Below are 24,543 nucleotides of genomic sequence, written 5' to 3' on the forward strand. Positions count from 1 at the left end.
CTGGTGGTCCCCCTCATCCTCTCTCTCCGCGGGCCGCGGCCCAAGGGCGGGCGGGGGTCGTCATCCGCCGTTCACAGCGGAGGGGCGGCGGGATCTGGCACCCCTTCGGGCCTGGTAATGTTCTCTCTGTCGCCGCGGGGAACACCCCGCGAAGACAGACACCTTGTCCGGGTGGCGGAATGGCAGACGCGCTAGCTTGAGGTGCTAGTGCCCTTTATCGGGCGTGGGGGTTCAAGTCCCCCCTCGGACACCAGCTAAGACCCCAGTTCACCTGGGGTCTTTTGCGTTTCCGGAACTCTCGCGGGCCTTCTCTGGGGCCCTCTCCCCGTCAGGCGCTCGAAGAGCAGCGGGCGGGCCGCACGCAGGGCCTTGGTGATCGCTCCGAGAAGCACCGCGTCCGCTCCTGTCCTGCTGGGTTCGACGCGGGGGCGCAGCGGGGTGAGGCGGTGCAGGGTCTCGCCGACCGTGGCGAGCAGGAGGTCCGCGCCCCGGCCGACGCCGCCGCCGAGGACCACCAGATCGGGGTCGAGGACGGCGGTCACGTAGGCGACGGCGAGGGCGAGGCGCTCGCCTTCCTGGCGTACGGCGGCGAGGGCGGCGGAGTCGCCGGTGCGGGCGGCGTCGAAGACGCGCTTGGCGGTGAGCGGGCCGGTCATGCCCCGGGTGCGGGCGGCGCGGACGACGGCGTCGGCGGAGACCGCGTCCTCCAGCATGCCGCGCCGGGGTGCCGCCCCCGACGCCGGTACGCCGTCCAGCGGCAGGAAGCCGATCTCGCCCGCGGCGCCGTGTGCGCCGAGGAAGAGTTCGCCGTCGGCGACGACGCCCACGCCGAGGCCGGTGCCAATCAGGACGTAGACGAAGAGGTGGCTGTCGGCGCCCGCGCCGAAGGTGTATTCGCCGAGCGCGGCGAGGTTGGCGTCGTTGTGGACGGAGAGCGGGGTGCCGAGGCGGTCGCGCATACGCTCGATGAGGCCGGGACGGCCCCAGCCGGGCAGGTTGACGGCGTAGCGGACCCGGCCGGTGTGGCGGTCGAAGACTCCGGGGGTGCCCACGGCGGTGTGCACGATGTCGGCCTGGCTCAGCCCGGCGTCCGCGAGGGCCCGTTCGGCGCAGGTGACGGCCGAGTCGGCGACCGCTCCCGCGCCGCGGCCGCGGTTGCGTACCTCCGCACGGGAGACGATCGCGCCCGTCAGGTCGGCCACCGCCGTGCGCAGGCGGGCGCGGCCGATGTCGATGCCGAGGACGTGTCCCGCGCGCGGGTCGGGTTCGTAGAGGACGGCGACGCGTCCCCGGCTCTGGGCGTGGGTGCCGGCCTCGCGGACCAGGCCGGCGCGTTCCAGGGCGGCGAGGGCGGAGGAGACGGTGGGCTTGGACAGGCCGCTGTCGCGGGCGAGTTGGGCGCGGGAGGCTGGGCCTTCGAGGCGGAGGCGTTCGAGGAGCAGCCATTCGTTGTTGCTGCGCAGGCGCAGTCGGTTCCAGGGGGGTGTGGTCACTGGGCGCCCTCGGGCGGAGCCGTGACGTGGCAGGCCGCTGTGTGGGCCTCGGCGACCGGCTGCAGGCGCGGGGTGACGTGGTGGCACTCGTCGACGGCGAGCGGGCAGCGGGTGCGGAAGCGGCAGCTGGGGGTGGGGTCGATGACGACGGGCGGGTCGGTCTTGGCGGCGGCCGCGTCGACGTCGAGGGGGGCGCGCGGGTCGGGGACGGCGGACAGGAGCAGCTCGGTGTAGGGGTGGCGGGGGTGGGCGAGGACGTCCTCGGTGGGGCCCGTCTCGACGACGTGGCCGCCGTACATGACGGCGATCCGGTCGGAGAGATAGCGGGCGCCGGCGATGTCGTGGGTGATGTAGAGGAGGGAGACGCCCTCGGTCTCGCGCAGGTCGGCCATGACGTTGAGCAGGCCGATGCGGATGGAGACGTCGAGCATGGAGACGGGTTCGTCGGCGAGGATCAGTTTGGGGCGGTGGGCGAGGGCCTGGGCGAAGCCGATGCGCTGGCGCTGGCCGCCGGAGAGTTCGTACGGGAAGCGGGACAGGACGTCGGCGGCGGGGGTGAGGCCGACCGCTTCGACGACGCGCTCGGCCTCTGCCTGGCGTTCGGCGCCGCTCAGTTCGGGGCGGTGCAGCTTGAGACCGCGCAGGATGCCGTGGGAGACACGGTAGGCGGGGTTGAGGGAGGCGAAGGGATCCTGGAAGACCATGGGGACGTCGCCGCGGTACGCGAGCTTCGCCTTGCGGCCGCGCTGGGCTGTCAGCGGCTGTCCCTCGTACCGGATTTCGCCGCTGGTGGGCTTGTGGACCTGGGCTACGAGGCGGGCGAGTGTGGACTTGCCGCTGCCGCTCTCGCCGACGAGGGCGACGATCTCGCGTGCGCCGATGGTGAGGTCGACGTCGTCGACGGCGTGCAGGACGCGGCGGGTGAGCCCGGTGCCGACCTTGAAGTGGCGGGTGAGGCCGATCGTTTCGAGCAGAGGGCTCATGACACGGCCTCCGTGAGGTGCAGCAGGCAGCGGGAGCGGGCCGCGCCGACTTCGTACAGGGCGGGCTCGGTGTCGAGGCACCGCTCGTGGACGAGGGGGCAGCGCGGGTTGAAGCGGCAGCCCGCGGGCGGTGCGACGCCGAGGTCGGGCGGGCTGCCGGGGATGCCCTTCAGAGGAACGCGGGGGCCGCGGATCGAGGGGAACGCTTCGAGGAGGCCGCGGCTGTAGGGGTGGGAGGGGTGGTCGAAGACGGTGCGGGTGGGGCCCTGCTCGACGACCTGGCCCGCGTACATGACGAGGAGCTGGTCGGAGAAGTGGCTGACGAGGGACATGTCGTGGGTGACGAACACGACGGCGAAGCCGAGGAGTTGCTGGAGTTCCTTGATCTGGACCATGAGGGAGCGCTGGGCGACGACGTCGAGCGCGGAGGTCGGCTCGTCCATGATGACCAGGTCCGGGGTGAGCAGCAGCGCCATGGCGATCATGGCGCGCTGCCGCATGCCGCCGGACAGCTGGTGCGGGTAGCTGTGCAGATGGACCGGGTCGATGCCGACGAGGTCGAGGACCTCGGTGGAGCGGGCGCGGATCCCCTCGTTGGTGCAGGTGCCGTGCGCCGCCATGGCGTCCTTGTACTGGGCGGCGAGGGTGGCCACCGGGTTCAGGGCGTTCATGGCGGACTGCAGGACGACGGAGTAGTCGCGCCAGCGCAGGGCGTTGAGTTCGCGTTCGCCGAGGGTGACGAGGTTCTCGCCGCGGAAGCGGACGGTGCCGCCGGCGATGCGGGCGGGCGGGTTGAGCAGCTGCGCGACGGCGAACATCAGGGTGGACTTGCCGCAGCCGGATTCACCGACGACAGCGGTGAACTGTCCCTTTTCCACAGTGAGTTCGACGTGGTCGACGGCTGTGACCGGGCCGCGCGCGGTGTCGTGGACGACGGTCAGGTCGGTGACGCTCAGCAGGGGGTCAGGCACCTTTGCGCCTCCTTCGTACGGGACGCAGGGCCGGGTTGCCGATCTCGTCGAAGGCGTAGTTGACGAGGGCGAACGCGACGCCGAGCAGGGCGACGCACAGGCCGGGGGCGATGGACCACAGCGGGGTGCCGGTCTGCAGGGCCTGCTGGTTCTGGGCCCAGTAGAGCATCGTGCCCCAGCTCTGCGAGTTCGGGTCGCCGAGGCCGAGGAACTGCAGGCCGGCCGCGCTCAGCACCGCATAGAGCGCGGCGCCGAGGAAGTTGGCGACGATCAGGGACGTCATCGTCGGCAGGACTTCGCAGACGACGATGTACGAGCGCCGCTCGCCGCGCACCCGGGCCGATTCCAGGAAGTCCCGGTTGCGCAGCGACAGGGCCTGGGCGCGCAGTTGGTTGGCGCCGTAGGACCAGCCGGTGAGGACGAGGACGGCGAGGATCACGGTGAGCGAGCCCTTGCCGGCGTACTTGGCGAGGATGATCACCAGGGGGAACGCGGGGATGACGAGGACGACGTTCGTCAGCAGGGACAGGAGGTCGTCGGCAATGCCTCCGAGGTACGCGGCGGAGACACCGATGATCACGGACAGGACGGTGGCGAGCGCGCCGGCCACGACGGCGATGACGAGTGATTCCCGTGTGCCGTAGATGAGTTGGGAGTAGATGTCCTGGCCGAGCGCCGTCGTGCCGAGGAGATGGGCGGTGGACGGGTCGAGGCGCGGGGCGAAGTTCGCCTCGTCGGGGTGGTCGACGGAGGTGAACAGGCCCGGGAACGCGGCGACGACGGTGAAGACCAGCAGGATCACCGCACCGGCCATGGCCTTGCGGTTGCCGCGGACCGCCCTCCACAGGCCGCCTCCCGCCCGGGTGCGGGCGGAGGCCTTCTCGGGAGGTGAGGCGGTGATGGCGGTGGTGGTCATCGGGCGCTCACCCCTTCGCCCTGGCTCGTGGATCGAGCCACACGGTCGCGATGTCCACGGCCAGCAGCGCCACCAGCACCGCGACGGTGAACAGCATGAACAGGGCCTGCATCAGCGGGTAGTCGACGTTCTGGACGGCGTTGTAGAGGAGGTAGCCGATCCCGGGGTAGTTGAAGACGTACTCGATGAGGATCGCGCCCGAGATGACGAAGCCGAGCGACATGGCGAAGCCGGCCAGGTTGGGCAGGATCGCGTTGCGGGCCGCGTAGCCGTACATGATGCGGCGGGACCCGAGGCCCTTCGCGCGGGCCATCCGGACGTAGTCCTCGGCCAGGGTCGTGATCATGTTGTTGCGCATGGTGAGGATCCAGCCGCCGATCGTGGTGATGAGCAGCGTCGCCGCCGGGAGTACGGCGTGGGAGAGCACACTCGCGACGAAGCCCGGGGAGAAGCCGGGCACGATCGTGGTGTCGTAGTTGAAGTTGGCGGGGAGCCGGCCACCGGTGCCCTGCGAGAAGACCAGGATCAGCAGCAGGCCCACCCAGAAGTACGGCAGCGCCGACGTGATCACGAAGATCGGCGGGAGGATCGCGTCGAGCGCGCCGCCGCGGCGCCATCCCGAGACCGTACCGATGAGCGTGCCGAGCACGAAGGCGAGCACCGTGGTGATGCCGACGAGGCCGAGGGTCCAGGGCAGGGCGCCGCCGATCAGTTTGGTGACCGGCTCGCCCAGCGTCTGGCCGATGGAGCGGCCCCAGTTGCCGGTGAACATGTGGCCCAGGTAGTCGACGTACTGGACCGCCACGTTCTGGTCGGGCTTGAAGCCGAACGACGTCAGCATCTGTTCGAGCGCGTCCCGGGAGACCCGGCCGCGGGTGCGCACGACGAGCGCGTCGACCGGGTCGCCCGGCATGAAGCGCGGGATGAAGAAGTTCAGGGTGAGGGCCGCCCAGAGCGTCAGCAGGAAGAACCCCAGGCGGCGCAGGATGAAGCGCACAAGTCACCGCCTACTGAGCCGACTTGGAGTACAGGTGGGTGAGCACCTGGCCCGTGTCGGGGAAGTTGTAGGCCGCGGGCTGGGCGTAGGGGTTGTCCTCGGTGGGCCAGCCGGCGATGTCCTTGGTGTGGTACTGGAACCAGTCCACGGCCTCCACGACGGGGATGACGGGGACGTCGTCGAGCATGTACTGGGCGACCTGCCTGACGATGGCGACCTGCTCGGTCTCGCTCGCGGACGCGTAGTCGTTGAGGAGTTGGTCGACCTTCGGGTTCTTGTAGCGCTCCCAGTTGCTGGCGGCGTTCTTGCCGAGCGGCGCGGTGTTCGCGGAGTGCAGCACCTGACGCAGCTCGTAGTACGGGGTCGGGCCGCTGGTCTGCTGGCTGTAGTACGCCAGGTCGTAATCGCCGGTGTAGAGCTTGCCCACCATGGTCTGCTGGGCGAGGTCCTGGACGGTGAGGTCGATGCCGACGGCCTTCAGATTCTGCTTGATGACGTTCAGTGAGGCGTCCCAGTCGGTGTAGCCGGTGATCGTGATGATCTTCAGCTTGAGCGGCTTGGACGGGGAGTAGCCGAGGCCGGACATGAGCTTCTTCGCACGGGCCGGGTCCGGCTTGTCGAAGCCGGCCTTCTCGACGGCCGCCTTGTCGTAGTACTTGTCGAACGTCGGGGTGACGATGCCCGACTGGTTGGCGGCCGGTTCCTGGCCGCCCACGCCGATCCTGGAGACCTTGTCCCGGTCGATGGCGAGGGAGATCGCCTGGCGGACCTTGAGGTTGCTGGTCATCTTGTGGGACGGGTCGAGGTTCGGGTGGATGCTGACGTTCTGGACCGGCGGCGACCACGTGTGGTTGTCGGCCGACTTGTCCAGGTAGAACTGCTTGATGCCCGGGATGAACTGGCTCCCCCACTGCGCCTTGCCGCCTGCGAGGTCGAGGTTGGCGGGGCCGTTGTCGAGGTAGGCCGGGTACTCGACCTTCTGGATGTACGGCTTGCCCGGCTGCCAGTAGCCGGGGTTGGCCGTGTACTGGATGTTGTTCGGCGAGCAGGGGTTGACCTCGAAGGGGCCGGTGCCTACGGGCTTCTTGTCCACCCACGTGTCGGGGTGGGCGGCGGCCGCGCCGGTGCCGAAGACGTGCTCGGGCACGATGGCGACCTGGTGGGCGAAGGCGTAGAAGTAGGGCTGCGCCGCCTTCTCGAACTTCAGGGTGACCTTGTCGCCGGACGCGGTGGCCGACCGGAGTCCGGCCGTGGTCCACAGGGCGTACAGGTCCGTGGACTTGACGCGCTTCATGAGGTTGAAGGTGAACGCGACGTCCTTGGCGGTGAACGGCTTGCCGTCGTTCCACTTCACGCCGGAGCGGACGCGGAAGTCGATCTGCGTCTTGTCGGCGTTCCACTGGTAGCTCTTGGCGAGCATCGGCGTCTCGGCCTGGTCCTTGAGCGTGTTGACGAAGATCAGGGGTTCGTAGACGAAGCCGATGGACGTGTTGTAGACGGCCGGGTTGAACGGATTGAAGTTGCAGGTCCAGGTCTGCCCCGCCGTGTTGGCGATGGTGACCGTGCCGCCCTTCTCCTTCGGGCCGCTGCTCTGTGTGGCGTTGTTGCCGTCGGAGTCGCCTTGGTGCCTGGTCTCCGAACAGGCCGTCGCCGTCACGGCGAGCGCGCCGATGACCGCTGCGGCGAGGATGCGCGTGGGCCTCATGTCCTGCCAGTCCCTTCGTGGGCCGGGTGCGTCAGGTTCCGGTGCGCGCGGCCTCGACGGCCGGCGCGAGTGCCCCGAGCAGGGGCGCGTCGTACGGATGCGCTGCGGGTACGAGCTGGGGCGGACAGGGCACGGCCGCGGGAGGGAGGCGCCAGTAAAGTTACGTAACTAAACGAGGTGGCCCGGACTGTACGCTCCATGCGCCTCGCGCGTAAGTCCTCGTGTCCACAACCGAGTTGACGATCTTTCGACGCCTCCAGAGCTTTCGAAGCCTCCCGAGCTTTCGGAACCTTCGGAGCTTTCGGGCAACGACGAGGCCCCCGGGAAATCCCGGGGGCCTGCCTGTTCGGTGCGCGCGTGGTCAGCCGGTGAATCCGGCGGTGATCTTCGTGAACTGCCAGTTGTCCTGGCTGATGCCGGAGCAGTTCTCCGCCACTCCCCCGCCCGCGCACGGCCGGTCGCGGTTGACCGACCAGAAGGCGAGGCGTGCGATGTGGTGGCTGTTGGACCAGTCCTTGACCTGGGTCCAGATGGCCGGCGTCGTGGTCTCCTGCTGGTCGCTGAGGCCGTTCATGCCGGAGATGCCGATGTGCGCGTACGCCGTCGTGTCGTCCCAGCCGAAGACCGACTTGAGCTTGGTCTTGAGGCCCTCGGCGGCGTTCACGGTGTTGCCGTACATGTCGGAGCCGCCGCCGAAGTCGAACGGCATGATCGTGAAGACGTCGATGTCCGCGTTCAGGGCCTTGGACTGCTCGATGAGGCGGTTGCCGTAGTACGTCGGTCCGGTCGTCGAGGTGCCGAAGGTGAGGATCGTGCGCAGGCCCGGGTTGTTGGCCTTGACGATCTTCAGGGCGCCCAGGATGCGGTCCTGGACGGCTTCGTTCTCGAATTCGTCGGAGTTCTCGATGTCGACGTCGATGGCCTTGAGCCCGTACGCGTCGATGACCTTCTGGTAGGCGCCCGCGAGGGCTTCGGGGGTCGAGCAGTTGGGGCCGAGCTTGTTGCCGCTCCAGCCGCCGATGGACGGGACGACGTCGCCACCCGCGGAGCGGATGGCATTGATCGCGGTCTGGTCCTGGCCGCCGGTGAGGGCGCGCTGGCCGTCCCACGCGGGGTTGCAGCCGCCGGAGGAGAGGATGAACGCCATGGTGAACCACTTGACGCCGGTCGCGTTCATCACCGTGGCCGGGCTCGGCGGGTCACCCCAGCCGGTGTAGAAGTACGGGGCCGCCTGCTTGAATCCGGTGCCGCCGCCGGAGCCCTGGTCGGTCGTCACGGAGACCGAGTTGGAGGCGGCCGAGGCGTTGCCGGCCGCGTCATGGGCCTTGACCGTGAAGGTGTACGCGGTGCTCGGGGAAAGGCCGCTGACGGTGGCGCTCGTGCCGGAGACCGTCAGGAGTTTGTTGCTGCCGCCGCTGTAGATGTCATAGCCGGTGACGCCGACGTTGTCGCTCGCCCCGGTCCAGGACAGGGAGACGCTCGTCGAGGTCTTGCCGGTGGACTTCAGGGCCGTCGGGGCGGTGGGTGCCTGGGTGTCGCCGCCCCCGCCGCCGGGCCCGTCGAGGCTGATGTCGTCGGCGTAGTAGGTCCCCTGCGCGTACCACCCCTGGGTGTAGATGGTGGCGCTGGTCTGGGAGGCGCCGGTCGTGAACTGCACGGCCAGCTGACTGTACGCGGTTGGCGACTGCGTCCAGGTCGAGGCCCCGCCGTCCACGCCCAGGTAGACGTAGTTGCCGCGCACCCAGCCGGAGAGGGTGTACGCGGTGTTCGGCTGGACGGAGACGGTCTGGCTGCACTTCGCGTTGTCGCTGGAACTGGCCGCCCCCGACAGGGCTTTGGTGCCGCCGTGGACCGGGCTGGACACGACCGAGCCGAGCCCGCCGGAGCAGGTCCACGGGCTCGTGCTGCCGCTCTCGAAGCCCGCGTTGGTCAGCACGTTCGCTGCGTGTGCGGTGGTGGGGAGGGCGACCGCGCCGGCCACGGCCAGTGCGGCGGATCCGATGAGGGCGAGGAGGCGGGGTCTTGAGGAGCGTCTCTTGCGTCTGGAGAACACATGAACTCCCGGTGGGGGCAAGGGGATTGGACCGGACACCAGCGGCGCGCGAGGCGCGACCACCAAGTTGGTATGGACCAATCCCCTTGTCAAGACCCCGCGTTCACTCCACTCACTCGTGTCCGGGCGTCCGCACGTTCCACTCCGCGATCACCGGTCGCCCGTGCTCCGTCGAAAGCCGGCTCACCGTCCCCGTCGCCAGCTGGAACAGGCGGCCGTCCGCCGGGGCGAGGCCCAGGCGGCGGGCCGTGAGGACGCGCAGGACGTGGGCGTGGGCCACGAGGACCACATCGCCCTCCGCGAGCGCGGGCGCCACGCGGGCCAGGACACGGTCGGCCCGCGCACCCACAGCCTCCGGGGACTCGCCGGGCCCGCCTTCGGGGCCCTGCGGGACACCCTGGGTCCACAGGTCCCAGTCGGGGCGGGTGCGGTGGATCTCGCGGGTGGTGACGCCTTCGTAGGCGCCGTAGTGCCACTCGTGGAGGTCCGGTTCGGGCCTGGCCCCCCTCAGGCCCGCGAGGTCGGCGGTGCGGACCGCGCGGGCGAGAGGGCTGGTGAGGACGAGTGCGTACGGACGTCCGGCGAGAAGCGGGGCGAGGGACTTGGCCTGTTCCTCGCCGGCTTGCGCGAGGGGCTTGTCCGTCCAGCTGGTGTGCTGTCCGGACAGGCTCCACTCCGTTTCGCCGTGGCGGACCAGCAGGAGGTCGCCCATGGCTGTCGTCTCCCTGGTTACTTCTGGGTGGTCTCGACGGCGTGGCCGCCGAACTGGTTACGCAGGGCGGCGATCATCTTCATCTGCGGCGAGTCGTCCTGGCGCGAGGCGAAGCGCGCGAAGAGGGACGCGGTGATCGCGGGCAGCGGCACCGCGTTGTCGATGGCCGCCTCGACGGTCCAGCGGCCCTCACCGGAGTCGGCGGCGAAGCCGCGCAGCTTGTCCAGGTGCTCGTCGTCGTCCAGCGCGTTGACCGCCAGGTCGAGCAGCCAGGAACGGATGACCGTGCCCTCCTGCCAGGAGCGGAACACCTCACGCACGTCGGTGACGGAGTCGACCTTCTCCAGGAGCTCCCAGCCCTCGGCGTAGGCCTGCATCATGGCGTACTCGATGCCGTTGTGAACCATCTTGGAGAAGTGCCCGGCGCCGACCTTGCCGGCGTGGACGTAGCCGAAGTCGCCTTCGGGCTTGAGGGCGTCGAAGACCGGCTGGACGCGGGCGATGTGCTCCTTGTCGCCGCCGACCATGAGGGCGTAGCCGTTCTCCAGGCCCCAGACACCTCCGGAGACACCGGCGTCGACGAAGCCGATGCCCTTGATGGCGAGCTCGGCGGCGTGCTTCTCGTCGTCGGTCCAGCGGGAGTTGCCGCCGTCCACGACGATGTCGCCGGGCGAGAGGAGCTCCTTGAGCTCGTCGATCGTGGACTGGGTGGCGGCGCCCGCGGGGACCATCACCCAGACCACGCGCGGGCCTTCGAGCTGCTCGACGAGCTCGGCGAGGGAGCCGACGTCGGAGACCTCGGGGTTGCGGTCGTAACCGATGACGGTGTGGCCGGCGCGGCGGATGCGCTCGCGCATGTTGCCGCCCATCTTGCCGAGGCCGATGAGTCCGAGCTGTATCGCGGTCATGTCTGTCTTCACTTCTTCCGGAGCGTGCGGTAGGTGGCGACGAGCGCCTGGGTGGAGGCATCGAGGCCGGGGACGTCGGCGGCCTGGGTGAGGGCGGGCTCGACGCGCTTGGCGAGGACCTTGCCGAGTTCGACGCCCCACTGGTCGAAGGAGTCGATGTTCCAGACGGCTCCCTGGACGAACACCTTGTGCTCGTAGAGGGCGATGAGCTGGCCCAGGACGGAGGGGGTGAGTTCCTTCGCCAGGACCGTCGTCGTCGGGTGGTTGCCCTTGAAGGTGCGGTGGGGCACCTGCGCCTCGGGGACACCTTCGGCCCGGACCTCGTCGGCGGTCTTGCCGAAGGCGAGGGCCTGGCCCTGCGCGAACAGGTTGGCCATCAACAGGTCGTGCTGGCCCGCCAGTTGGGCCGAGAGCTCGCCGACCGGGCGGGCGAAGCCGATCAGGTCGGCCGGGATGAGCTTCGTGCCCTGGTGGATGAGCTGGTAGTAGGCGTGCTGCCCGTTGGTGCCGGGGGTGCCCCAGACGACGGGGCCCGTCTGCCAGTCCACCGGGCGGCCCTCGCGGTCCACGGACTTGCCGTTGGACTCCATGTCGAGCTGCTGGAGGTACGCGGTGAACTTGGACAGGTAGTGCGAGTACGGCAGGACCGCGTGCGACTGGGCGCCGTGGAAGTTGCCGTACCAGATGCCCAACAGGCCCATCAGGAGAGGGGCGTTCGCCTCGGCGGGGGCGGTGCGGAAGTGCTCGTCGACGAGGTGGAAGCCGTCGAGCATCTCGCGGAAGGCGTCCGGGCCGATCGCGATCATCAGCGAGAGGCCGATGGCGGAGTCGTACGAGTAGCGCCCGCCGACCCAGTCCCAGAACTCGAACATGTTGGCCGTGTCGATGCCGAAGTCGGCCACCTTCTCGGCGTTCGTCGACAGGGCGACAAAGTGCTTCGCGACCGCGGAGTCGTCGCCGAGCGCATCGAGCAGCCAGCTGCGCGCGGAGGTCGCGTTGGTGATCGTCTCGATGGTGGTGAACGTCTTCGAGGCGATGACGAACAGCGTCTCGGCCGGGTCGAGATCCCGCACGGCCTCGTGCAGGTCGGCGCCGTCCACGTTCGACACGAATCGGACCGTCAGGTCCCGGTCCGTGAAGGAGCGGAGCACCTCGTACGCCATCGCCGGGCCGAGGTCGGAGCCGCCGATGCCGATGTTCACGACGTTCTTGATGCGCTTGCCGGTGTGGCCCGTCCACCCGCCCGAACGGACCCTGTCCGCGAAGGCGGCCATCTTGTCCAGCACGGCGTGGACCTCGGGGACGACGTTCGCACCGTCGACCTCGATCACCGCGTCACGCGGGGCCCGCAGCGCCGTGTGCAGCACGGCGCGGTCCTCCGTCGTGTTGATCTTCTCGCCGCGGAACATGGCGTCGCGCTGCCCGAACACGTCGGTGGCAGTGGCCAGTTCCTGGAGCAGGGCGAGCGTCTCGTCCGTGATCAGGTGCTTGGAATAGTCGATGTGCAGGTCGCCGACCTGGACCGTGTAGCGCGCGGCGCGGTCCGGGCCGGTGGTGAACAGATCCCGCAGATGGACCTGGCGCTGCTTCGCGCGGTGGTCCGAAAGGGCCGTCCACTGGGGGCGGACCGTGAGGTGCGGGGTGGTGTCAGGCATGTTGAACGCGCTCCTTGGTGCCGTCGCCGCGCAAGGCGATGGCGTACATCTCGTCCGCGTCGAGGCGGCGGAGTTCTTCGGCGATCAGCTCGGAGGTGGTGCGGACCTTGAGGGCCAGGGTGCGCTGCGGCTGGCCGGGCAGGGTGAGCTGCGCGAGGGGGCCCTCGGGACGGTCGATGCGGATCTCGCCGCCGGCCGTGCCGAGGCGGACGGCGGTGACGACCGGGCCCTCGGTGGTGACGCGCTCGACGGGCACGCCGAGGCGGACGCCCAGCCAGCGGGCGAGCAGCTCGGCGCTGGGGTTCTCGGCCTCGCTCTCGACGGCTGCCGAGGTGATCTCGGCGCCTGCCTGGTCGAGGGCGGCGGCCAGCATGGAGCGCCACGGCGTGAGGCGGGTCCAGGCGAGGTCGGTGTCGCCGGGGGCGTACGAGGCGGCGCGGGCGGCCAGCGCGGACAGCGGGTCCTCGACGGCGTACGTGTCGGTGATACGGCGCTGGGCGAGCGCACCCAGCGGGTCCTTGGCGGGGACGTCGGGGGCGTCGACGGGCCACCAGACGACGACGGGCGCGTCCGGGAGCAGCAGCGGCAGGACGACGGAGTCGGCGTGCCGGCCGACCTCGCCGTACAGGCGCAGCAGGACGGTCTCGCCGGTGCCGGCGTCCGCGCCGACGCGCACCTCGGCGTCGAGGCGGTTGCCCTGGCGGTCGCGCGGCGAGCGGGCGTGCCTCTTGATCACGACGAGGGTGCGCGAGGGGTGCTCGCGGGAGGCCTCCTCGGCGGCCTTGATGGAGTCGTAGGCGTTCTCCTCGTCGGTCACGATGACCATCGTGAGGACCATGCCCACGGCCGGGGTGCCAATCGCCCTGCGGCCTTCCACCAGGGCCTTGTTGACCTTGCTTGCCGTCGTGTCGGTGAGGTCGATCTTCATGGCCTGCGCCAGCTCCGTCCGTCTCGTGCGAGCATCTCGTCCGCTTCCTTCGGGCCCCAGCTTCCCGAGGCGTACTGCGCGGGCCGGCCGTGGGTGTCCCAGTGGCCCTCGATCGGGTCGAGGATCTTCCAGGACTCCTCCACCTCCTCCGTGCGGGGGAAGAGGTTGGCATCGCCGAGCAGGACGTCCAGGATGAGCCTTTCGTACGCCTCCGGGCTGGACTCGGTGAAGGACTCGCCGTAGGCGAAGTCCATCGACACGTCCCGGATCTCCATCGAGGTACCCGGGACCTTCGAGCCGAAGCGTACGGTCATGCCCTCGTCGGGCTGGACGCGGATGACCACGGCGTTCTGGCCGAGTTCCTCCGTGGCGGTGGAGTCGAACGGGGAGTGCGGCGCGCGCTGGAAGACGACGGCGATCTCGGTGACGCGGCGGCCGAGGCGCTTGCCGGTGCGCAGGTAGAACGGGACGCCGGCCCAGCGGCGGTTGTCGACCTCCAGCTTGATGGCCGCGTAGGTGTCGGTCTTCGACTTGGGGTCGATGCCGTCTTCCTGGAGGTAGCCGGGGACCTTCTCGCCGCCCTGCCAGCCGGCCGCGTACTGGGCGCGGACGGTGTGCTCGCCGAGGTTCTCGGGCAGCCGCACCGACTTGAGGACCTTGAGCTTCTCGGTGAGGAGCGACTCGGCGTCGAAGGAGGCGGGCTCCTCCATGGCGGTCAGCGCCATGAGCTGGAGGAGGTGGTTCTGGATGACGTCGCGGGCGGCGCCGATGCCGTCGTAGTAGCCGGCGCGGCCGCCGATGCCGATGTCCTCGGCCATCGTGATCTGCACGTGGTCCACGTAACTCCGGTTCCAGATGGGTTCGTACATCTGGTTGGCGAAGCGGAGGGCCAGGATGTTCTGGACGGTCTCCTTGCCGAGGTAGTGGTCGATGCGGAAGACCTGGTCGGGGGCGAAGACGTCGTGCACGATCGCGTTGAGTTCGCGGGCGCTGGCCAGGTCGTGGCCGAACGGCTTCTCGATGACGGCGCGGCGCCAGGAGCCCCCGGGTCCGTCGGCGAGGCCGTGCTTCTTGAGCTGCTGCACGACCTGCGGGAAGAACTTCGGCGGTACGGACAGGTAGAAGGCGTAGTTGCCGTTGGTGCCGCGCTTCTCGTCGAGGTCGTCGACGGCCTCGCGCAGCTGCTTGAACGCCGTGTCGTCGTCGAAGTCGCCGGGGATGAAGCGCATGCCTTCGACGAGCTGCTGCCAGACCTCCTCGCGGAACTCGGTGCGGGCGTGCTCGCGCACCGCGTCGTGGACGACCTGGGCGAAGTCCTGGTCCTCCCACTCGCGGCGGGCGAAGCCGACGAGCGAGAAGCCCGGCGGCAGCAGTCCGCGGTTCGCGAGGTCGTAGACGGCCGGCATCAGCTTCTTGCGGGACAGGTCGCCGGTGACGCCGAAGATGACGAGGCCGGAGGGGCCCGCGATGCGCGGCAGGCGGCGGTCGCGGGGGTCCCTCAGCGGGTTCTGCCAAGCGGTGATGCTCACTTGGCCTGCGCCTCCTTGTCGGCGAGGCGGCCGGCGACCGTGCCGAGCAGGTCGTTCCACGCCACGTCGAACTTGGCGACGCCCTCGTCCTCCAGCTGCTGCACGACCTCGTCGTAGGAGATGCCGAGCGCGTCGACGGCCTTGAGGTCGGCGCGCGCCTGCTCGTAGCCGCCCGTCACCGTGTCGCCGGTGATCGCACCGTGGTCGGCGGTGGCCTTCAGGGTGGCCTCCGGCATCGTGTTGACCGTGCCGGGGGCGACGAGCTCGTCGACGTACAGGGTGTCCTTGTACGCGGGGTCCTTGACGCCGGTGGAGGCCCACAGCGGGCGCTGCTTGTTGGCGCCGGCGGCCTCCAGCTTGCTCGCACGCCCGGAGGCGAAGACCTCTTCGTACGCCTCGTACGCGAGACGGGCGTTGGCGAGGGCGGCCTTGCCCTTGAGGGACTTGGCCCCGTCGGTGCCGACCTGGTCGAGGCGCTTGTCGATCTCGGCGTCGACGCGCGAGACGAAGAAGGAGGCGACGGAGTGGATGCCCGCCAGGTCGATGCCCGCGGCCCGCGCCTTCTCCAGGCCCGCGAGGTAGGCGTCCATGACGGCCTTGTAGCGGTCGAGGGAGAAGATCAGGGTGACGTTGACGCTGATGCCGAGGCCGATGACCTCGGTGATGGCCGGGAGGCCCGCCTTCGTCGCAGGGATCTTGATCATGACGTTCGGGCGGTCGACCAGCCAGGACAGCTGCTTGGCCTCGGCGACGGTGGCCACGGTGTCGTGGGCGAGGCGCGGGTCGACCTCGATGGAGACGCGGCCGTCGCGGCCCTGCGTCGCGTCGTACACGGGGCGCAGGATGTCGGCGGCGGCGCGGACGTCGGCGGTGGTCATCATGCGGACCGCCTCGTCGACGGTGACCCCGCGGGTGGCGAGGTCGGCGAGCTGCTCCTCGTAGCCCTCACCGGAGCCGATGGCCGCCTGGAAGATCGAGGGGTTCGTCGTGACGCCCACGACGTGGCTGTTCTCGATCAGTTCGGCGAGGTTGCCGGACTCGATGCGCTTGCGGGACAGGTCGTCCAGCCAGATGGAAACGCCTTCGCCGGCAAGGGACTTGAGGGGCGTGACGGTGGAGTCGGCGTTGCTCATGTTCTTCATCTTCTTTCGGGTGTACGAGTGCGTACGGGTCAGGCGCGGGCGGCGGTGAGGGACTCGCGCGCCACGGCGGCGATGTTGTCGGCGGTGAAGCCGTACTCGGCGAAGAGCGTGGCGGCGTCGGCGGAGGCGCCGAAGTGCTCCAGGGAGACGATGCGGCCGGCGTCGCCGACGTAGCGGTACCAGGTCAGGCCGATGCCGGCCTCGACGGCGACGCGCGCCTTCACGGACGAGGGCAGGACGCTGTCCTTGTAGTCCTGCGACTGCTCCTCGAACCACTCGACGGACGGCATCGACACGACGCGCGTGCCGACCCCCTCGGCCTCCAGCTGCTCGCGGGCGGCCACGGCGAGGTGCACCTCGGAGCCGGTCGCGATCAGGATGAGGTCGGGCGTCGCGGTGGACGCCTCACGCAGCACGTAACCGCCCTTCGCCGCCCGCTCGTCGAGCTCGTACGTGGGCACGCCCTGGCGGGTCAGCGCGAGGCCGTGCGGGGCGGGCTTCGTGGTGCCGCGGCGCAGGATCTCGCGCCAGGCGACGGCGGTCTCGTTGGCGTCGGCCGGGCGGACGATGTTCAGGCCCGGGATGGCGCGCAGGGAGGCGAGGTGCTCGACGGGCTGATGCGTGGGGCCGTCCTCGCCCAGGCCGATGGAGTCGTGGGTCCACACGTACGTGACGGGGAGCTGCATCAGCGCGGACAGACGGACGGCGTTGCGCATGTAGTCCGAGAAGACGAGGAAGGTGCCGCCGTAGATGCGGGTGTTGCCGTGCAGCGCGATGCCGTTCATCTCGGCGGCCATCGAGTGCTCACGGATGCCGAAGTGGATCGTGCGGCCGTACGGGTCGGCCTCCGGCAGCGGGTTGCCCTTCGGCAGGAACGAACTGGCCTTGTCGATGGTCGTGTTGTTCGAGCCCGCGAGGTCGGCCGAGCCGCCCCACAGCTCGGGGATGACCGGGCCGAGTGCCTGGAGGACCTTGCCGGAAGCGGCCCGCGTCGCGACCTTCGTGCCCGCGTCGAAGGACGGAAGCGCCTGCTCCCAGCCCTCGGGGAGACGGCCGGCGACGATGCGGTCGAGGAGGGCGGAGCGCTCGGGCTCGGCCGTGCGCCACTCGCCGAGCCGCTTGTCCCACTCGGCGTGCGCGTCGGCGCCGCGGTCGAGGGCCCCGCGGGTGTGGGCGATGACGTCGTCGGCGACCTCGAAGGTCCGCTCCGGGTCGAAGCCGAGGACGCGCTTGGTGGCGGCGATCTCCTCGGCGCCGAGCGCGGAGCCGTGGGACGCCTCGGTGTTCTGCGCGTTTGGGGCGGGCCAGGCGATGATCGTGCGCATCGCGATGATGGACGGGCGGCCGGTCTCGGCCTTCGCCGCGGCCAGGGCCTCGTACAGGGCGTGCACGTCGGTGTCGCCGTCGGCCTTGGGCTCGATGCGCTGGACGTGCCAGCCGTAGGCCTCGTACCGCTTCAGGACGTCCTCGGAGAACGCGGTGGCGGTGTCGCCCTCGATGGAGATGTGGTTGTCGTCGTAGACGAAGACGAGGTTGCCGAGCTTCTGGTGGCCGGCGAGGGAGGACGCCTCGGCGGAGATGCCCTCCTCCAGGTCGCCGTCGGAGACGATCGCCCAGATGGTGTGGTCGAAGGGGGACTCGCCCTCGGGTGCCTCGGGGTCGAAGAGGCCGCGCTCGTAGCGGGCGGCCATCGCCATGCCGACGGCGTTGGCGACGCCCTGGCCGAGCGGGCCGGTCGTCGTCTCGACACCGGCTGTGTGGCCGTACTCGGGGTGGCCGGGCGTCTTCGAGCCGTGGGTGCGGAACGCCTTCAGGTCGTCGAGCTCCAGCTCGTAGCCGGAGAGGAAGAGCTGCGTATAGAGGGTGAGGCTGGTGTGGCCCGGAGAGAGGACGAAGCGGTCGCGGCCGGTCCACTCGGGGTCGGCCGGGTCGTGGCGCATGACCTTCTGGAAGAGGGTGTACGCGGCGGGGGCCAGGCTCATCGCCGTGCCGGGGTGGCCGTTGCCGACCTGCTGCACGGCGTCGGCCGCGAGCAGGCGCGCGGTGTCGACGGCACGCCGGTCGAGGTCACTCCACTCGAAGGGGCCGAGGGCGTCCGGTGTCTGCGTGCTCATCTGTACGACTTCCTTCGCATCCGTTGTGCATCCGAGGTACCGAAAGGCACCACCCGACCGGGGCTAAACGCCTGGTCGAACCATCTACGAATCTAAAGGTCATACTTTTTGCGCGGCAGGTGCCCCCGTGCCAGCGTTCGGTGAAAATGGGACACCTACAAGAGGCCGAGTCGGTTTGAGCCAAGGAAAGTGGATGACGGAGCAGGGCGGCGCACATCCGAGCGCACATATGGGAGCGGCGGAGCACATCCGTACGTATCCCTTCGACCCGAGCGCCAGCGTGTCCGGGGTCGGGATACAGATCGGCCCGATGGGCACGGAGGGTCCCTGGGCGGGCGGCGTCGGCCTGTCGCGCCGCGTGCACCGGATCGACTTCCACGTCCTGCTCTTCTTCCGCGAGGGCCCGGTCCACCACATGATCGACTTCACGGAGTACGAGGTCGGCGCCGGCGACATCCTGTGGATCCGGCCCGGCCAGGTGCACGGCTTCTCGACGAGCGAGCGCTACGTCGGCACGGCGCTCACCATGCAGCCCGGCTTCCTGCCGCGCGCGATCGTCGAGGCGACGGGCCTGTACCGCTACGACCGGCCGCCCCTGCTCCACCCCGACGAGGCCCAACTCGCCGCCCTGGACGCCTCGTTGGACCAACTCCAGCGCGAGTACCTGGACACATCGACACTCCCGCTCAGCCTGCACACATCGGTCCTGCGTCACGCCCTGACGGCCTTCATGCTGCGGGTCGCCCATGTGTCGGCGCGGGCGGCGGCGGACGAGTGCAGGCCGCAGCCGGACACGACGTTCAGCCGCTTCCGCACGGCGGTCGAACAGGGCTTCACCACGAACCACAGTGTCAGCGCGTACGCGGACGAGCTCGGCTACTCCCGGCGCACCCTCGTCCGCGCGGTGCGGGCGGCGACGGGCCAGACCCCGAAGGCGTTCATCGACCGCCGGGTGACCCTGGAGGCGAAACGCCTGCTCGCCCACACGGACCTGCCGGTGGGCCGCATCGGCGTGGCCGTCGGCATCGGCGACTCGGCGAACTTCTCGAAGTACTTCCAGCAGCACACGGGCGTGACGCCGGCGGCATTCCGGGCCGAACAGGCCTGATACGAGCCCTTTCCCCCAAGGGCGTGCTGTGCGCCTGGTATCCGGGGCCGAGGTGCTCGCCTCGGTCACCCGCGGCCTGGACCTCGCCGTGGAGCCCGGCGGGTTCTCGATCGAGACGGGACCCTCGTCGGACCGCACGCGGGGCACGGCACTGACCGTGACGCGGTGACAGGGGTGGGGGTGGGGGCCGGGTGATCGGCTGCGGAGCTGGTTGAATCGTCCGTATGTCACGCCCCGCCCCCGCCTGCCCCTGCGGGCTCCCCTCCGCGTATGAAGCCTGTTGCGGCCGGTATCACTCCGGAGGGGCGAACGCGCCCACCGCCGAGGCCCTGATGCGGTCCCGCTACTGCGCCTTCGCCGTCAAGGACGCCGCGTATCTGCTGCGGACCTGGCACCCGGCCACCCGGCCCCCGGCCATCACCTTCGAGCCGGGGATGAAGTGGACCGGTCTGGAGATCCTGGGGACGAGTGAGGGGTCGGCCTTCCACACCACCGGCACCGTGACCTTCCGGGCCCGCTACACCGACGGCGGGCGGCCCGGCTCGCTGCACGAGCGCAGCCGGTTCACACGGCTCGACGGCGTCTGGGTGTACGTGGACGGCGACTTCATCGAGTAGGGCCCGGCCCTGCAATCAGGGCGCGAGGATGTCCAGTTCCTGGAGCGCGCCCAGCGCGATCTCGCGCGTGAGCGCCTCCGCGCGGATCGCGTCCCCCTCGCGGACGGCCTCGGCGACGTGCACATGCAGCGACACGGCAGCCGGGTCCGGGTCCTCGAACATCACCTGATGGTGCGTGCGGCCCGCGAGAACCTCCGCGACCACGTCACCGAGCCGGGCGAACATCTCGTTGCCCGACGCGTTCAGGACGACCCGATGGAACTCGATGTCGTGGACGAGGTACGCCTCCAGCTGATGGCCGCGTGACGTGGCGACCATGCCGAGCGCGCACTCGGTGAGCGCCGCGCACTGCTCGGCCGTGGCGTGCTTCGCGGCGAGTCCGGCCGCGACCGGCTCGACGGCGGAACGCAGCACCGTGAGGGAGCGCAGCTGCCGCGGCCGGTCTGCCCCGGCCAGCCGCCAGCGGATGACCTGCGGGTCGTAGACGTTCCACTCCTGCGTGGGCCGTACGGTCACGCCGACCCGGCGCCGCGACTCCACGAGGTGCATCGACTCGAGCACCCGCACGGCCTCCCGCATGACCGAGCGCGACACCTCGTAGCGCTGGGCCAGCTCGTCCGTGCGCAGCACGCTACCCGGTGGGTACTCCCCCGCGGTGATGGCGGGGCCGAGGTTCTCCAGTACGTGGGCGTGCAGCCCCCGGCCCTGTGTGGTCATGCCGTCAGCGTACGAGGCGGGCCGACGGAATAAAAAGTCAGACTTTTATGTCACAGACTCTTGAATTTGTCCGACCATTCAGGTTTCAGTGACGTGACACAGCGATGTCGAAGAAGACAGCGAAGACAGCGAGGACGCGATGAAGACACGACGCACCCCCCACGTCGTCGTAGTCATGGGCGTGGCAGGGACCGGCAAGACCACGATCGGCCCCCTGCTCGCAGACAGGCTCGGCGTTCCGTACGCCGAGGGCGACGACTTCCACCCGCCGGCGAACATCGCCAAGATGTCGGCCGGCACCCCCCTGACCGACGACGACCGGTGGCCGTGGCTCGACGCCATCGGCGCCTGGGCGCACGGACGGGCGGGACTCGGCGGCGTCGTCAGCAGCTCCGCCCTCAAGCGGAGTTATCGCGACCGGCTCAGGGCCGAGGCCCCCGGAGTCGTGTTCGTCCACCTCACGGGTGACCGCGCCCTCATCGAGGACCGGATGTCGCACCGCCAGGGCCACTTCATGCCCACGGCCCTCCTTGACTCGCAGTTCGCCACGCTCCAGCCGCTCGCGGCGGACGAGGCGGGCGTCGACGTCGATGTGTCGGGCAGCCCCGAGGAGATCACGGAGCGGGCCGTCGCGGCTCTCGCCGACCTCGAAGGACAGTCCCCGTCCCCTCAGCGCCCGGCGCTGAAGTAGTCCCAGAAGTCCCCACCCACACCAAGGAAGAACCGTGACCAGTCTCAGCGTCGAGACGCTGGCAGCGGATGCCGTCGAACCGATCACCTCGGCGGGCCACGCCCAGCTGGGGATCGCCGTCCTCGCGGGCATCGCTGTCATCGTTCTGCTCATCACGAAGTTCCGGGTCCACGCCTTCCTGGCGCTGACCATCGGATCTCTGGCCCTGGGAGCCTTCGCGGGCGCCCCACTCGACAAGACCATCGTCAGCTTCACCACGGGCCTTGGTTCCACGGTGGCCGGTGTGGGTGTGCTGATCGCGCTCGGCGCGATCCTCGGCAAGCTGCTCGCCGACTCCGGCGGCGCCGACCAGATCGTCGACACGATCCTCGCCAAGGCGGGCGGGCGCGCCATGCCGTGGGCGATGGTCCTGATCGCCTCGGTGATCGGTCTGCCGCTGTTCTTCGAGGTCGGCATCGTGCTGCTGATCCCGGTCGTCCTGATGGTCGCCAAGCGCGGCAACTACTCGCTGATGCGCATCGGCATCCCGGCCCTCGCCGGCCTGTCGGTCATGCACGGCCTGATCCCGCCGCACCCCGGCCCGCTCGTCGCGATCGACGCCGTCGGCGCCAACCTCGGCGTCACGCTCGCCCTGGGTGTCCTCGTCGCCATCCCGACGGTGATCATCGCGGGTCCCGTGTTCTCGAAGTTCGCCGCCCGCTGGGTGGACGTCCCGGCCCCGGACAAGATGACCCCGGCGCGGGCCACCGACGACCTGGAGAAGCGTCCGAGCTTCCGCGCGGCCGTCGCCACGATCCTGCTCCCCGTCGTCCTGATGCTCGCCAAGGCGCTCGTCGACATCGTCGTGGACAAGCCCGAGCACACCGTGCAGCGCGTCTTCGACGTCATCGGCTCGCCGCTGATCGCCCTGCTCGCCGCCGTGATCGTCGGCATGTTCACGCTGGGCCGCGCGGCCGGGTTCACCAAGGACCGGCTGTCCTCCACCGTCGAGAAGTCGCTCGCCCCGATCGCGGGCGTCCTCCTCATCGTCGGCGCGGGCGGCGGCTTCAAGCAGACCCTCATCGACTCCGGCGTGGGCCAGATGGTCCTCGACATCTCCAAGGACTGGTCGATCCCGGCCCTGCTGCTCGCCTGGCTGATCGCGGTCGTCATACGCCTCGCCACCGGCTCCGCCACCGTCGCGACCATCTCGGCGGCCGGCCTCGTGGCGCCGCTCGCGGCCGACATGTCGACCGCGCACACGGCCCTGCTGGTCCTCGCGATCGGCGCCGGCTCGCTCTTCTTCAGCCACGTGAACGACGCGGGCTTCTGGCTGGTGAAGGAGTACTTCGGCCTGAACGTCGGGCAGACCATCAAGACGTGGTCCGTCATGGAGACGATCATCTCGGTCGTCGCCGGTGGCCTGGTCCTGCTGCTGTCCCTGGTCATTTAGCGACCTCGTGATCTGGCTCCCTTCGGAGCGACTGGAGTACTGAGCGATGACCCACCCCCTCTTCGACATCAGCGGCCGCACGGCCCTGGTGACCGGTTCCAGCCGCGGGATCGGGTTCGCCCTGGCCCGCGGCCTCCTGGAGGCCGGCGCGACCGTCGTCCTCAACGGACGTGACAAGTCCGCCCTCGCGGACGCGGCCGGGCGGCTGTCCGGGCTCGGCCCGGTCCACACCGCGGCGTTCGACGTCACGGACGGACCGTCCGTGGCCGCCGGAGTCGCCGGGGTCGAGGAGCGGGTGGGTCCGCTCGACATCCTCGTCAACAACGCGGGCATGCAACTGCGCGCCCCGCTCCTGGAGTTCACCGACGCCGACTGGCACCGGGTGATCGACACCAATCTGACGAGCGCGTTCCTGGTGGGCCGTGAGGCGGCCCGCGGCATGGTCGAACGCGGCCACGGAAAGATCATCAACATCTGCTCGCTGCAGAGCGAGGTCGTGCGGCCCGGCATCGCGCCCTACGCCGCCACCAAGGGCGCCCTGAAGATGCTCACCAAGGGCATGTGCGCCGACTGGGGCCCTTCCGGCGTCCAGGTCAACGGGCTCGGCCCCGGCTACATCGAGACCGAGCTGACCCAACCGCTCGTCCGCGACGAGGAGTTCAGCGCCTGGGTCCGCCGCAGGACGCCGGCCGGCCGCTGGGGCCGCACCGACGACCTCGTCGGCGGCACCCTGTTCCTGGCCTCACCCGCGTCCGACTTCGTCAGCGGGCAGATCCTCTACGTCGACGGCGGCATGACGAGCGTTCTCTAGAAGACCTCATGGCTCAAGGAGACCTGATGCTGGGCTGCGTGATCCACGGCGCGGGAGATCTGCGCGTCGACGAACTCCCCTCCCCCGAACCCGGCCCGGGCCAGGCGCTCGTCGCCGTCCGCTACGGCGGGGTGTGCGGCTCCGACCTGCACTACTGGCGCCACGGCGGCGTCGGCGACTTCCGGCTCCAGGAACCCATGCTGCTCGGCCACGAGGTCGTGGGCACGGTCGTCTCGTACGGGGACGGTGCCACCGGCCCCGCGCCCGGCACGGCCGTCGCCGTGCACCCCGCCACCCCCTGCGGGACCTGCCCCGAGTGCGTGGACGGGCGGCGCCATGTGTGCCGCGACACCCGCTACCTCGGCAGCGCGGCCCGCACCCCGCACGTCCAGGGCGGATTCGCCGCGCGGATCGCCGTCCCCGCCGACCAGTTGAGGGCCGTACCGGCCGGGCTTCCGCTCGACCGGGCCGCCCTCGCCGAGCCCCTCGCGGTGGCGTTGCACGCGGTGCGCCGGGCGGGACCGGTCGCGGGCAAGCACGTGCTCGTGACCGGCGCGGGCCCCATCGGCTGCCTCGTCGTCGCCGCGGCCAAGGCCGCCGGGGCGGCCCACGTGACCGCCACCGACCTCCTCCCCGAAGCTCTCCGGTACGCGGAACTCGCCGGCGCCGACACCGTCGTACGCGCGGACGACCCGGCCGACAAGGGCTGGCCCGACGAGGCCCACGCGGCCGTCGAGGCTTCGGGCGTGGCCGCCGGGCTCGACAGCTGCCTGCGCCATGTGCGGCGCGGCGGTGTGGTCGTACAGCTCGGGATGCTGCCGCCGGGGCAGAGCCCGTTCGCGGGGAACCTCGTGGTCAGCCGGGAGATCGAGCTGCGCGGGGCGTTCCGCTTCGACACGGAGTTCGACGACGCGCTGCGCCTGCTCGCCGAGCGGCCGGGGCTCGCGGAGCTGATCAGCGCGGTGGTCCCGGTGGCGGAAGCGGAGTCGGCGTTCGTGCTGGCCGCGGACCGCGCGCGGGCGTGCAAGGTCCTGCTGGACTTCGGCGCGGACGCGTAGTAC

At 70.2% G+C, this 24,543-nt stretch carries 22 protein-coding genes and 1 tRNA gene; 8 read left to right on the forward strand and 15 right to left on the reverse strand.

Annotated features, from left to right (window positions below):
• Positions 1 to 165: 165 nt before the first annotated feature.
• Positions 166 to 253: transfer RNA gene (locus tag ACY0PA_RS10585), tRNA-Leu, on the forward strand.
• A gap of 1 nt (position 254) precedes the next feature.
• Here ACY0PA_RS10585 and ACY0PA_RS10590 read toward each other — a convergent pair.
• The 14 genes from ACY0PA_RS10590 to tkt all read right to left on the reverse strand — a co-directional run bounded on the left by ACY0PA_RS10590 (position 255) and on the right by tkt (position 18,106).
• A complete protein-coding gene (locus tag ACY0PA_RS10590) occupies positions 255 to 1,493 on the reverse strand; it encodes an ROK family transcriptional regulator (protein WP_473084392.1) in 1,239 nt (412 codons plus the stop codon).
• Complete coding sequence (locus ACY0PA_RS10595) at positions 1,490 to 2,476, reverse strand: ABC transporter ATP-binding protein (RefSeq protein WP_473084393.1); 987 nt, start codon at positions 2,474 to 2,476, stop codon at positions 1,490 to 1,492. Before ACY0PA_RS10595 ends, ACY0PA_RS10590 begins: the two co-directional genes overlap by 4 nt.
• Positions 2,473 to 3,447, reverse strand: coding sequence for an ABC transporter ATP-binding protein (locus tag ACY0PA_RS10600; protein WP_473084394.1), 975 nt, complete (start codon positions 3,445 to 3,447; stop codon positions 2,473 to 2,475). Before ACY0PA_RS10600 ends, ACY0PA_RS10595 begins: the two co-directional genes overlap by 4 nt.
• Positions 3,440 to 4,363, reverse strand: coding sequence for an ABC transporter permease (locus ACY0PA_RS10605; protein ID WP_473084395.1), 924 nt, complete (start codon positions 4,361 to 4,363; stop codon positions 3,440 to 3,442). The genes ACY0PA_RS10600 and ACY0PA_RS10605 overlap by 8 nt, the downstream gene beginning before the upstream one ends.
• Before the next feature lie 7 nt (positions 4,364 to 4,370).
• Complete coding sequence (locus ACY0PA_RS10610) at positions 4,371 to 5,360, reverse strand: ABC transporter permease (RefSeq protein ID WP_473084396.1); 990 nt, start codon at positions 5,358 to 5,360, stop codon at positions 4,371 to 4,373.
• Positions 5,361 to 5,370: 10 nt separating this feature from the next.
• Positions 5,371 to 7,065, reverse strand: a complete 1,695-nt coding sequence (locus ACY0PA_RS10615) for an ABC transporter substrate-binding protein (protein ID WP_473084397.1) — start codon at positions 7,063 to 7,065, stop codon at positions 5,371 to 5,373.
• A 361-nt stretch (positions 7,066 to 7,426) separates the two neighbouring features.
• Complete coding sequence (locus ACY0PA_RS10620) at positions 7,427 to 9,118, reverse strand: fibronectin type III domain-containing protein (RefSeq protein ID WP_473084398.1); 1,692 nt, start codon at positions 9,116 to 9,118, stop codon at positions 7,427 to 7,429.
• A gap of 112 nt (positions 9,119 to 9,230) precedes the next feature.
• Positions 9,231 to 9,830: a histidine phosphatase family protein gene (locus tag ACY0PA_RS10625; RefSeq protein ID WP_473084399.1), complete on the reverse strand. Its 600-nt coding sequence runs from the start codon at positions 9,828 to 9,830 to the stop codon at positions 9,231 to 9,233.
• A 17-nt stretch (positions 9,831 to 9,847) separates the two neighbouring features.
• Positions 9,848 to 10,729, reverse strand: a complete 882-nt coding sequence (gene gnd, locus ACY0PA_RS10630; protein WP_473086284.1) for a phosphogluconate dehydrogenase (NAD(+)-dependent, decarboxylating) — start codon at positions 10,727 to 10,729, stop codon at positions 9,848 to 9,850.
• Between the two features lie 17 nt (positions 10,730 to 10,746).
• Entirely contained in the window at positions 10,747 to 12,393 is a 1,647-nt protein-coding gene (gene pgi, locus ACY0PA_RS10635; protein ID WP_473084400.1) for a glucose-6-phosphate isomerase, read from the reverse strand.
• Positions 12,386 to 13,321, reverse strand: a complete 936-nt coding sequence (opcA, locus tag ACY0PA_RS10640) for a glucose-6-phosphate dehydrogenase assembly protein OpcA (protein ID WP_473084401.1) — start codon at positions 13,319 to 13,321, stop codon at positions 12,386 to 12,388. Before opcA ends, pgi begins: the two co-directional genes overlap by 8 nt.
• Entirely contained in the window at positions 13,318 to 14,850 is a 1,533-nt protein-coding gene (zwf, locus tag ACY0PA_RS10645) for a glucose-6-phosphate dehydrogenase (RefSeq protein WP_473084402.1), read from the reverse strand. Before zwf ends, opcA begins: the two co-directional genes overlap by 4 nt.
• A complete protein-coding gene (gene tal, locus ACY0PA_RS10650) occupies positions 14,847 to 15,983 on the reverse strand; it encodes a transaldolase (RefSeq protein ID WP_473084403.1) in 1,137 nt (378 codons plus the stop codon). Before tal ends, zwf begins: the two co-directional genes overlap by 4 nt.
• A 38-nt stretch (positions 15,984 to 16,021) precedes the next feature.
• Positions 16,022 to 18,106, reverse strand: a complete 2,085-nt coding sequence (gene tkt, locus ACY0PA_RS10655) for a transketolase (protein WP_473084404.1) — start codon at positions 18,104 to 18,106, stop codon at positions 16,022 to 16,024.
• 193 nt (positions 18,107 to 18,299) lie between these two features.
• On the opposite strand from tkt, the gene ACY0PA_RS10660 reads away from it, so the two are divergent.
• The 3 genes from ACY0PA_RS10660 to ACY0PA_RS10670 are packed head-to-tail and all read left to right on the forward strand — an operon-like array spanning position 18,300 to position 19,831.
• A complete protein-coding gene (locus ACY0PA_RS10660; RefSeq protein WP_473084405.1) occupies positions 18,300 to 19,214 on the forward strand; it encodes a helix-turn-helix transcriptional regulator in 915 nt (304 codons plus the stop codon).
• A gap of 28 nt (positions 19,215 to 19,242) precedes the next feature.
• Complete coding sequence (locus ACY0PA_RS10665) at positions 19,243 to 19,383, forward strand: hypothetical protein (RefSeq protein ID WP_473084406.1); 141 nt, start codon at positions 19,243 to 19,245, stop codon at positions 19,381 to 19,383.
• 55 nt (positions 19,384 to 19,438) lie between these two features.
• Positions 19,439 to 19,831 carry a YchJ family protein gene (locus ACY0PA_RS10670; RefSeq protein ID WP_473084407.1) on the forward strand — a complete coding sequence of 131 codons (393 nt, stop codon included), beginning with the start codon at positions 19,439 to 19,441 and terminating at the stop codon, positions 19,829 to 19,831.
• Positions 19,832 to 19,846: 15 nt separating this feature from the next.
• On the opposite strand, the gene ACY0PA_RS10675 is transcribed toward ACY0PA_RS10670, so the two are convergent.
• Positions 19,847 to 20,548 carry a FadR/GntR family transcriptional regulator gene (locus ACY0PA_RS10675; RefSeq protein ID WP_473084408.1) on the reverse strand — a complete coding sequence of 234 codons (702 nt, stop codon included), beginning with the start codon at positions 20,546 to 20,548 and terminating at the stop codon, positions 19,847 to 19,849.
• Positions 20,549 to 20,687: 139 nt separating this feature from the next.
• On the opposite strand from ACY0PA_RS10675, the gene ACY0PA_RS10680 reads away from it, so the two are divergent.
• Genes ACY0PA_RS10680 through ACY0PA_RS10695 form a run of 4 tightly spaced genes read left to right on the forward strand, consistent with a single transcriptional unit; the run spans position 20,688 to position 24,540 of the window.
• Positions 20,688 to 21,239, forward strand: coding sequence for a gluconokinase (locus ACY0PA_RS10680; protein WP_356280352.1), 552 nt, complete (start codon positions 20,688 to 20,690; stop codon positions 21,237 to 21,239).
• A gap of 34 nt (positions 21,240 to 21,273) precedes the next feature.
• On the forward strand, positions 21,274 to 22,671 hold the full coding sequence (locus ACY0PA_RS10685) for a GntT/GntP/DsdX family permease (RefSeq protein WP_473084409.1): 1,398 nt from the start codon (positions 21,274 to 21,276) through the stop codon (positions 22,669 to 22,671).
• Positions 22,672 to 22,717: 46 nt separating this feature from the next.
• Positions 22,718 to 23,482: an SDR family oxidoreductase gene (locus tag ACY0PA_RS10690; RefSeq protein ID WP_473084410.1), complete on the forward strand. Its 765-nt coding sequence runs from the start codon at positions 22,718 to 22,720 to the stop codon at positions 23,480 to 23,482.
• Positions 23,483 to 23,508: 26 nt separating this feature from the next.
• The gene (locus ACY0PA_RS10695) at positions 23,509 to 24,540 is read left to right on the forward strand and encodes an L-idonate 5-dehydrogenase (protein WP_473086285.1); all 1,032 of its coding nucleotides are present in this window, start codon (positions 23,509 to 23,511) and stop codon (positions 24,538 to 24,540) included.
• Positions 24,541 to 24,543 lie beyond the last annotated feature (3 nt).

The sequence above is a fragment of the Streptomyces sp. DS1-CR2 genome (genome assembly GCF_055760475.1).

Bases quoted from the DNA above. Each gene is read 5' to 3' on its own strand.
- ACY0PA_RS10595 (WP_473084393.1), bottom strand. From the start codon at position 2,476: ATGAGCCCTCTGCTCGAAACGATCGGCCTCACCCGCCACTTCAAGGTC.
- ACY0PA_RS10605 (WP_473084395.1), bottom strand. From the start codon at position 4,363: ATGACCACCACCGCCATCACCGCCTCACCTCCCGAGAAGGCCTCCGCC.
- ACY0PA_RS10615 (WP_473084397.1), bottom strand. From the start codon at position 7,065: ATGAGGCCCACGCGCATCCTCGCCGCAGCGGTCATCGGCGCGCTCGCC.
- ACY0PA_RS10625 (WP_473084399.1), bottom strand. From the start codon at position 9,830: ATGGGCGACCTCCTGCTGGTCCGCCACGGCGAAACGGAGTGGAGCCTG.
- pgi (WP_473084400.1), bottom strand. From the start codon at position 12,393: ATGCCTGACACCACCCCGCACCTCACGGTCCGCCCCCAGTGGACGGCC.
- opcA (WP_473084401.1), bottom strand. From the start codon at position 13,321: ATGAAGATCGACCTCACCGACACGACGGCAAGCAAGGTCAACAAGGCC.
- tal (WP_473084403.1), bottom strand. From the start codon at position 15,983: ATGAGCAACGCCGACTCCACCGTCACGCCCCTCAAGTCCCTTGCCGGC.
- tkt (WP_473084404.1), bottom strand. From the start codon at position 18,106: ATGAGCACGCAGACACCGGACGCCCTCGGCCCCTTCGAGTGGAGTGAC.
- ACY0PA_RS10660 (WP_473084405.1), top strand. From the start codon at position 18,300: ATGACGGAGCAGGGCGGCGCACATCCGAGCGCACATATGGGAGCGGCG.
- ACY0PA_RS10670 (WP_473084407.1), top strand. From the start codon at position 19,439: ATGTCACGCCCCGCCCCCGCCTGCCCCTGCGGGCTCCCCTCCGCGTAT.
- ACY0PA_RS10675 (WP_473084408.1), bottom strand. From the start codon at position 20,548: ATGACCACACAGGGCCGGGGGCTGCACGCCCACGTACTGGAGAACCTC.
- ACY0PA_RS10680 (WP_356280352.1), top strand. From the start codon at position 20,688: ATGAAGACACGACGCACCCCCCACGTCGTCGTAGTCATGGGCGTGGCA.
- ACY0PA_RS10690 (WP_473084410.1), top strand. From the start codon at position 22,718: ATGACCCACCCCCTCTTCGACATCAGCGGCCGCACGGCCCTGGTGACC.
- ACY0PA_RS10695 (WP_473086285.1), top strand. From the start codon at position 23,509: ATGCTGGGCTGCGTGATCCACGGCGCGGGAGATCTGCGCGTCGACGAA.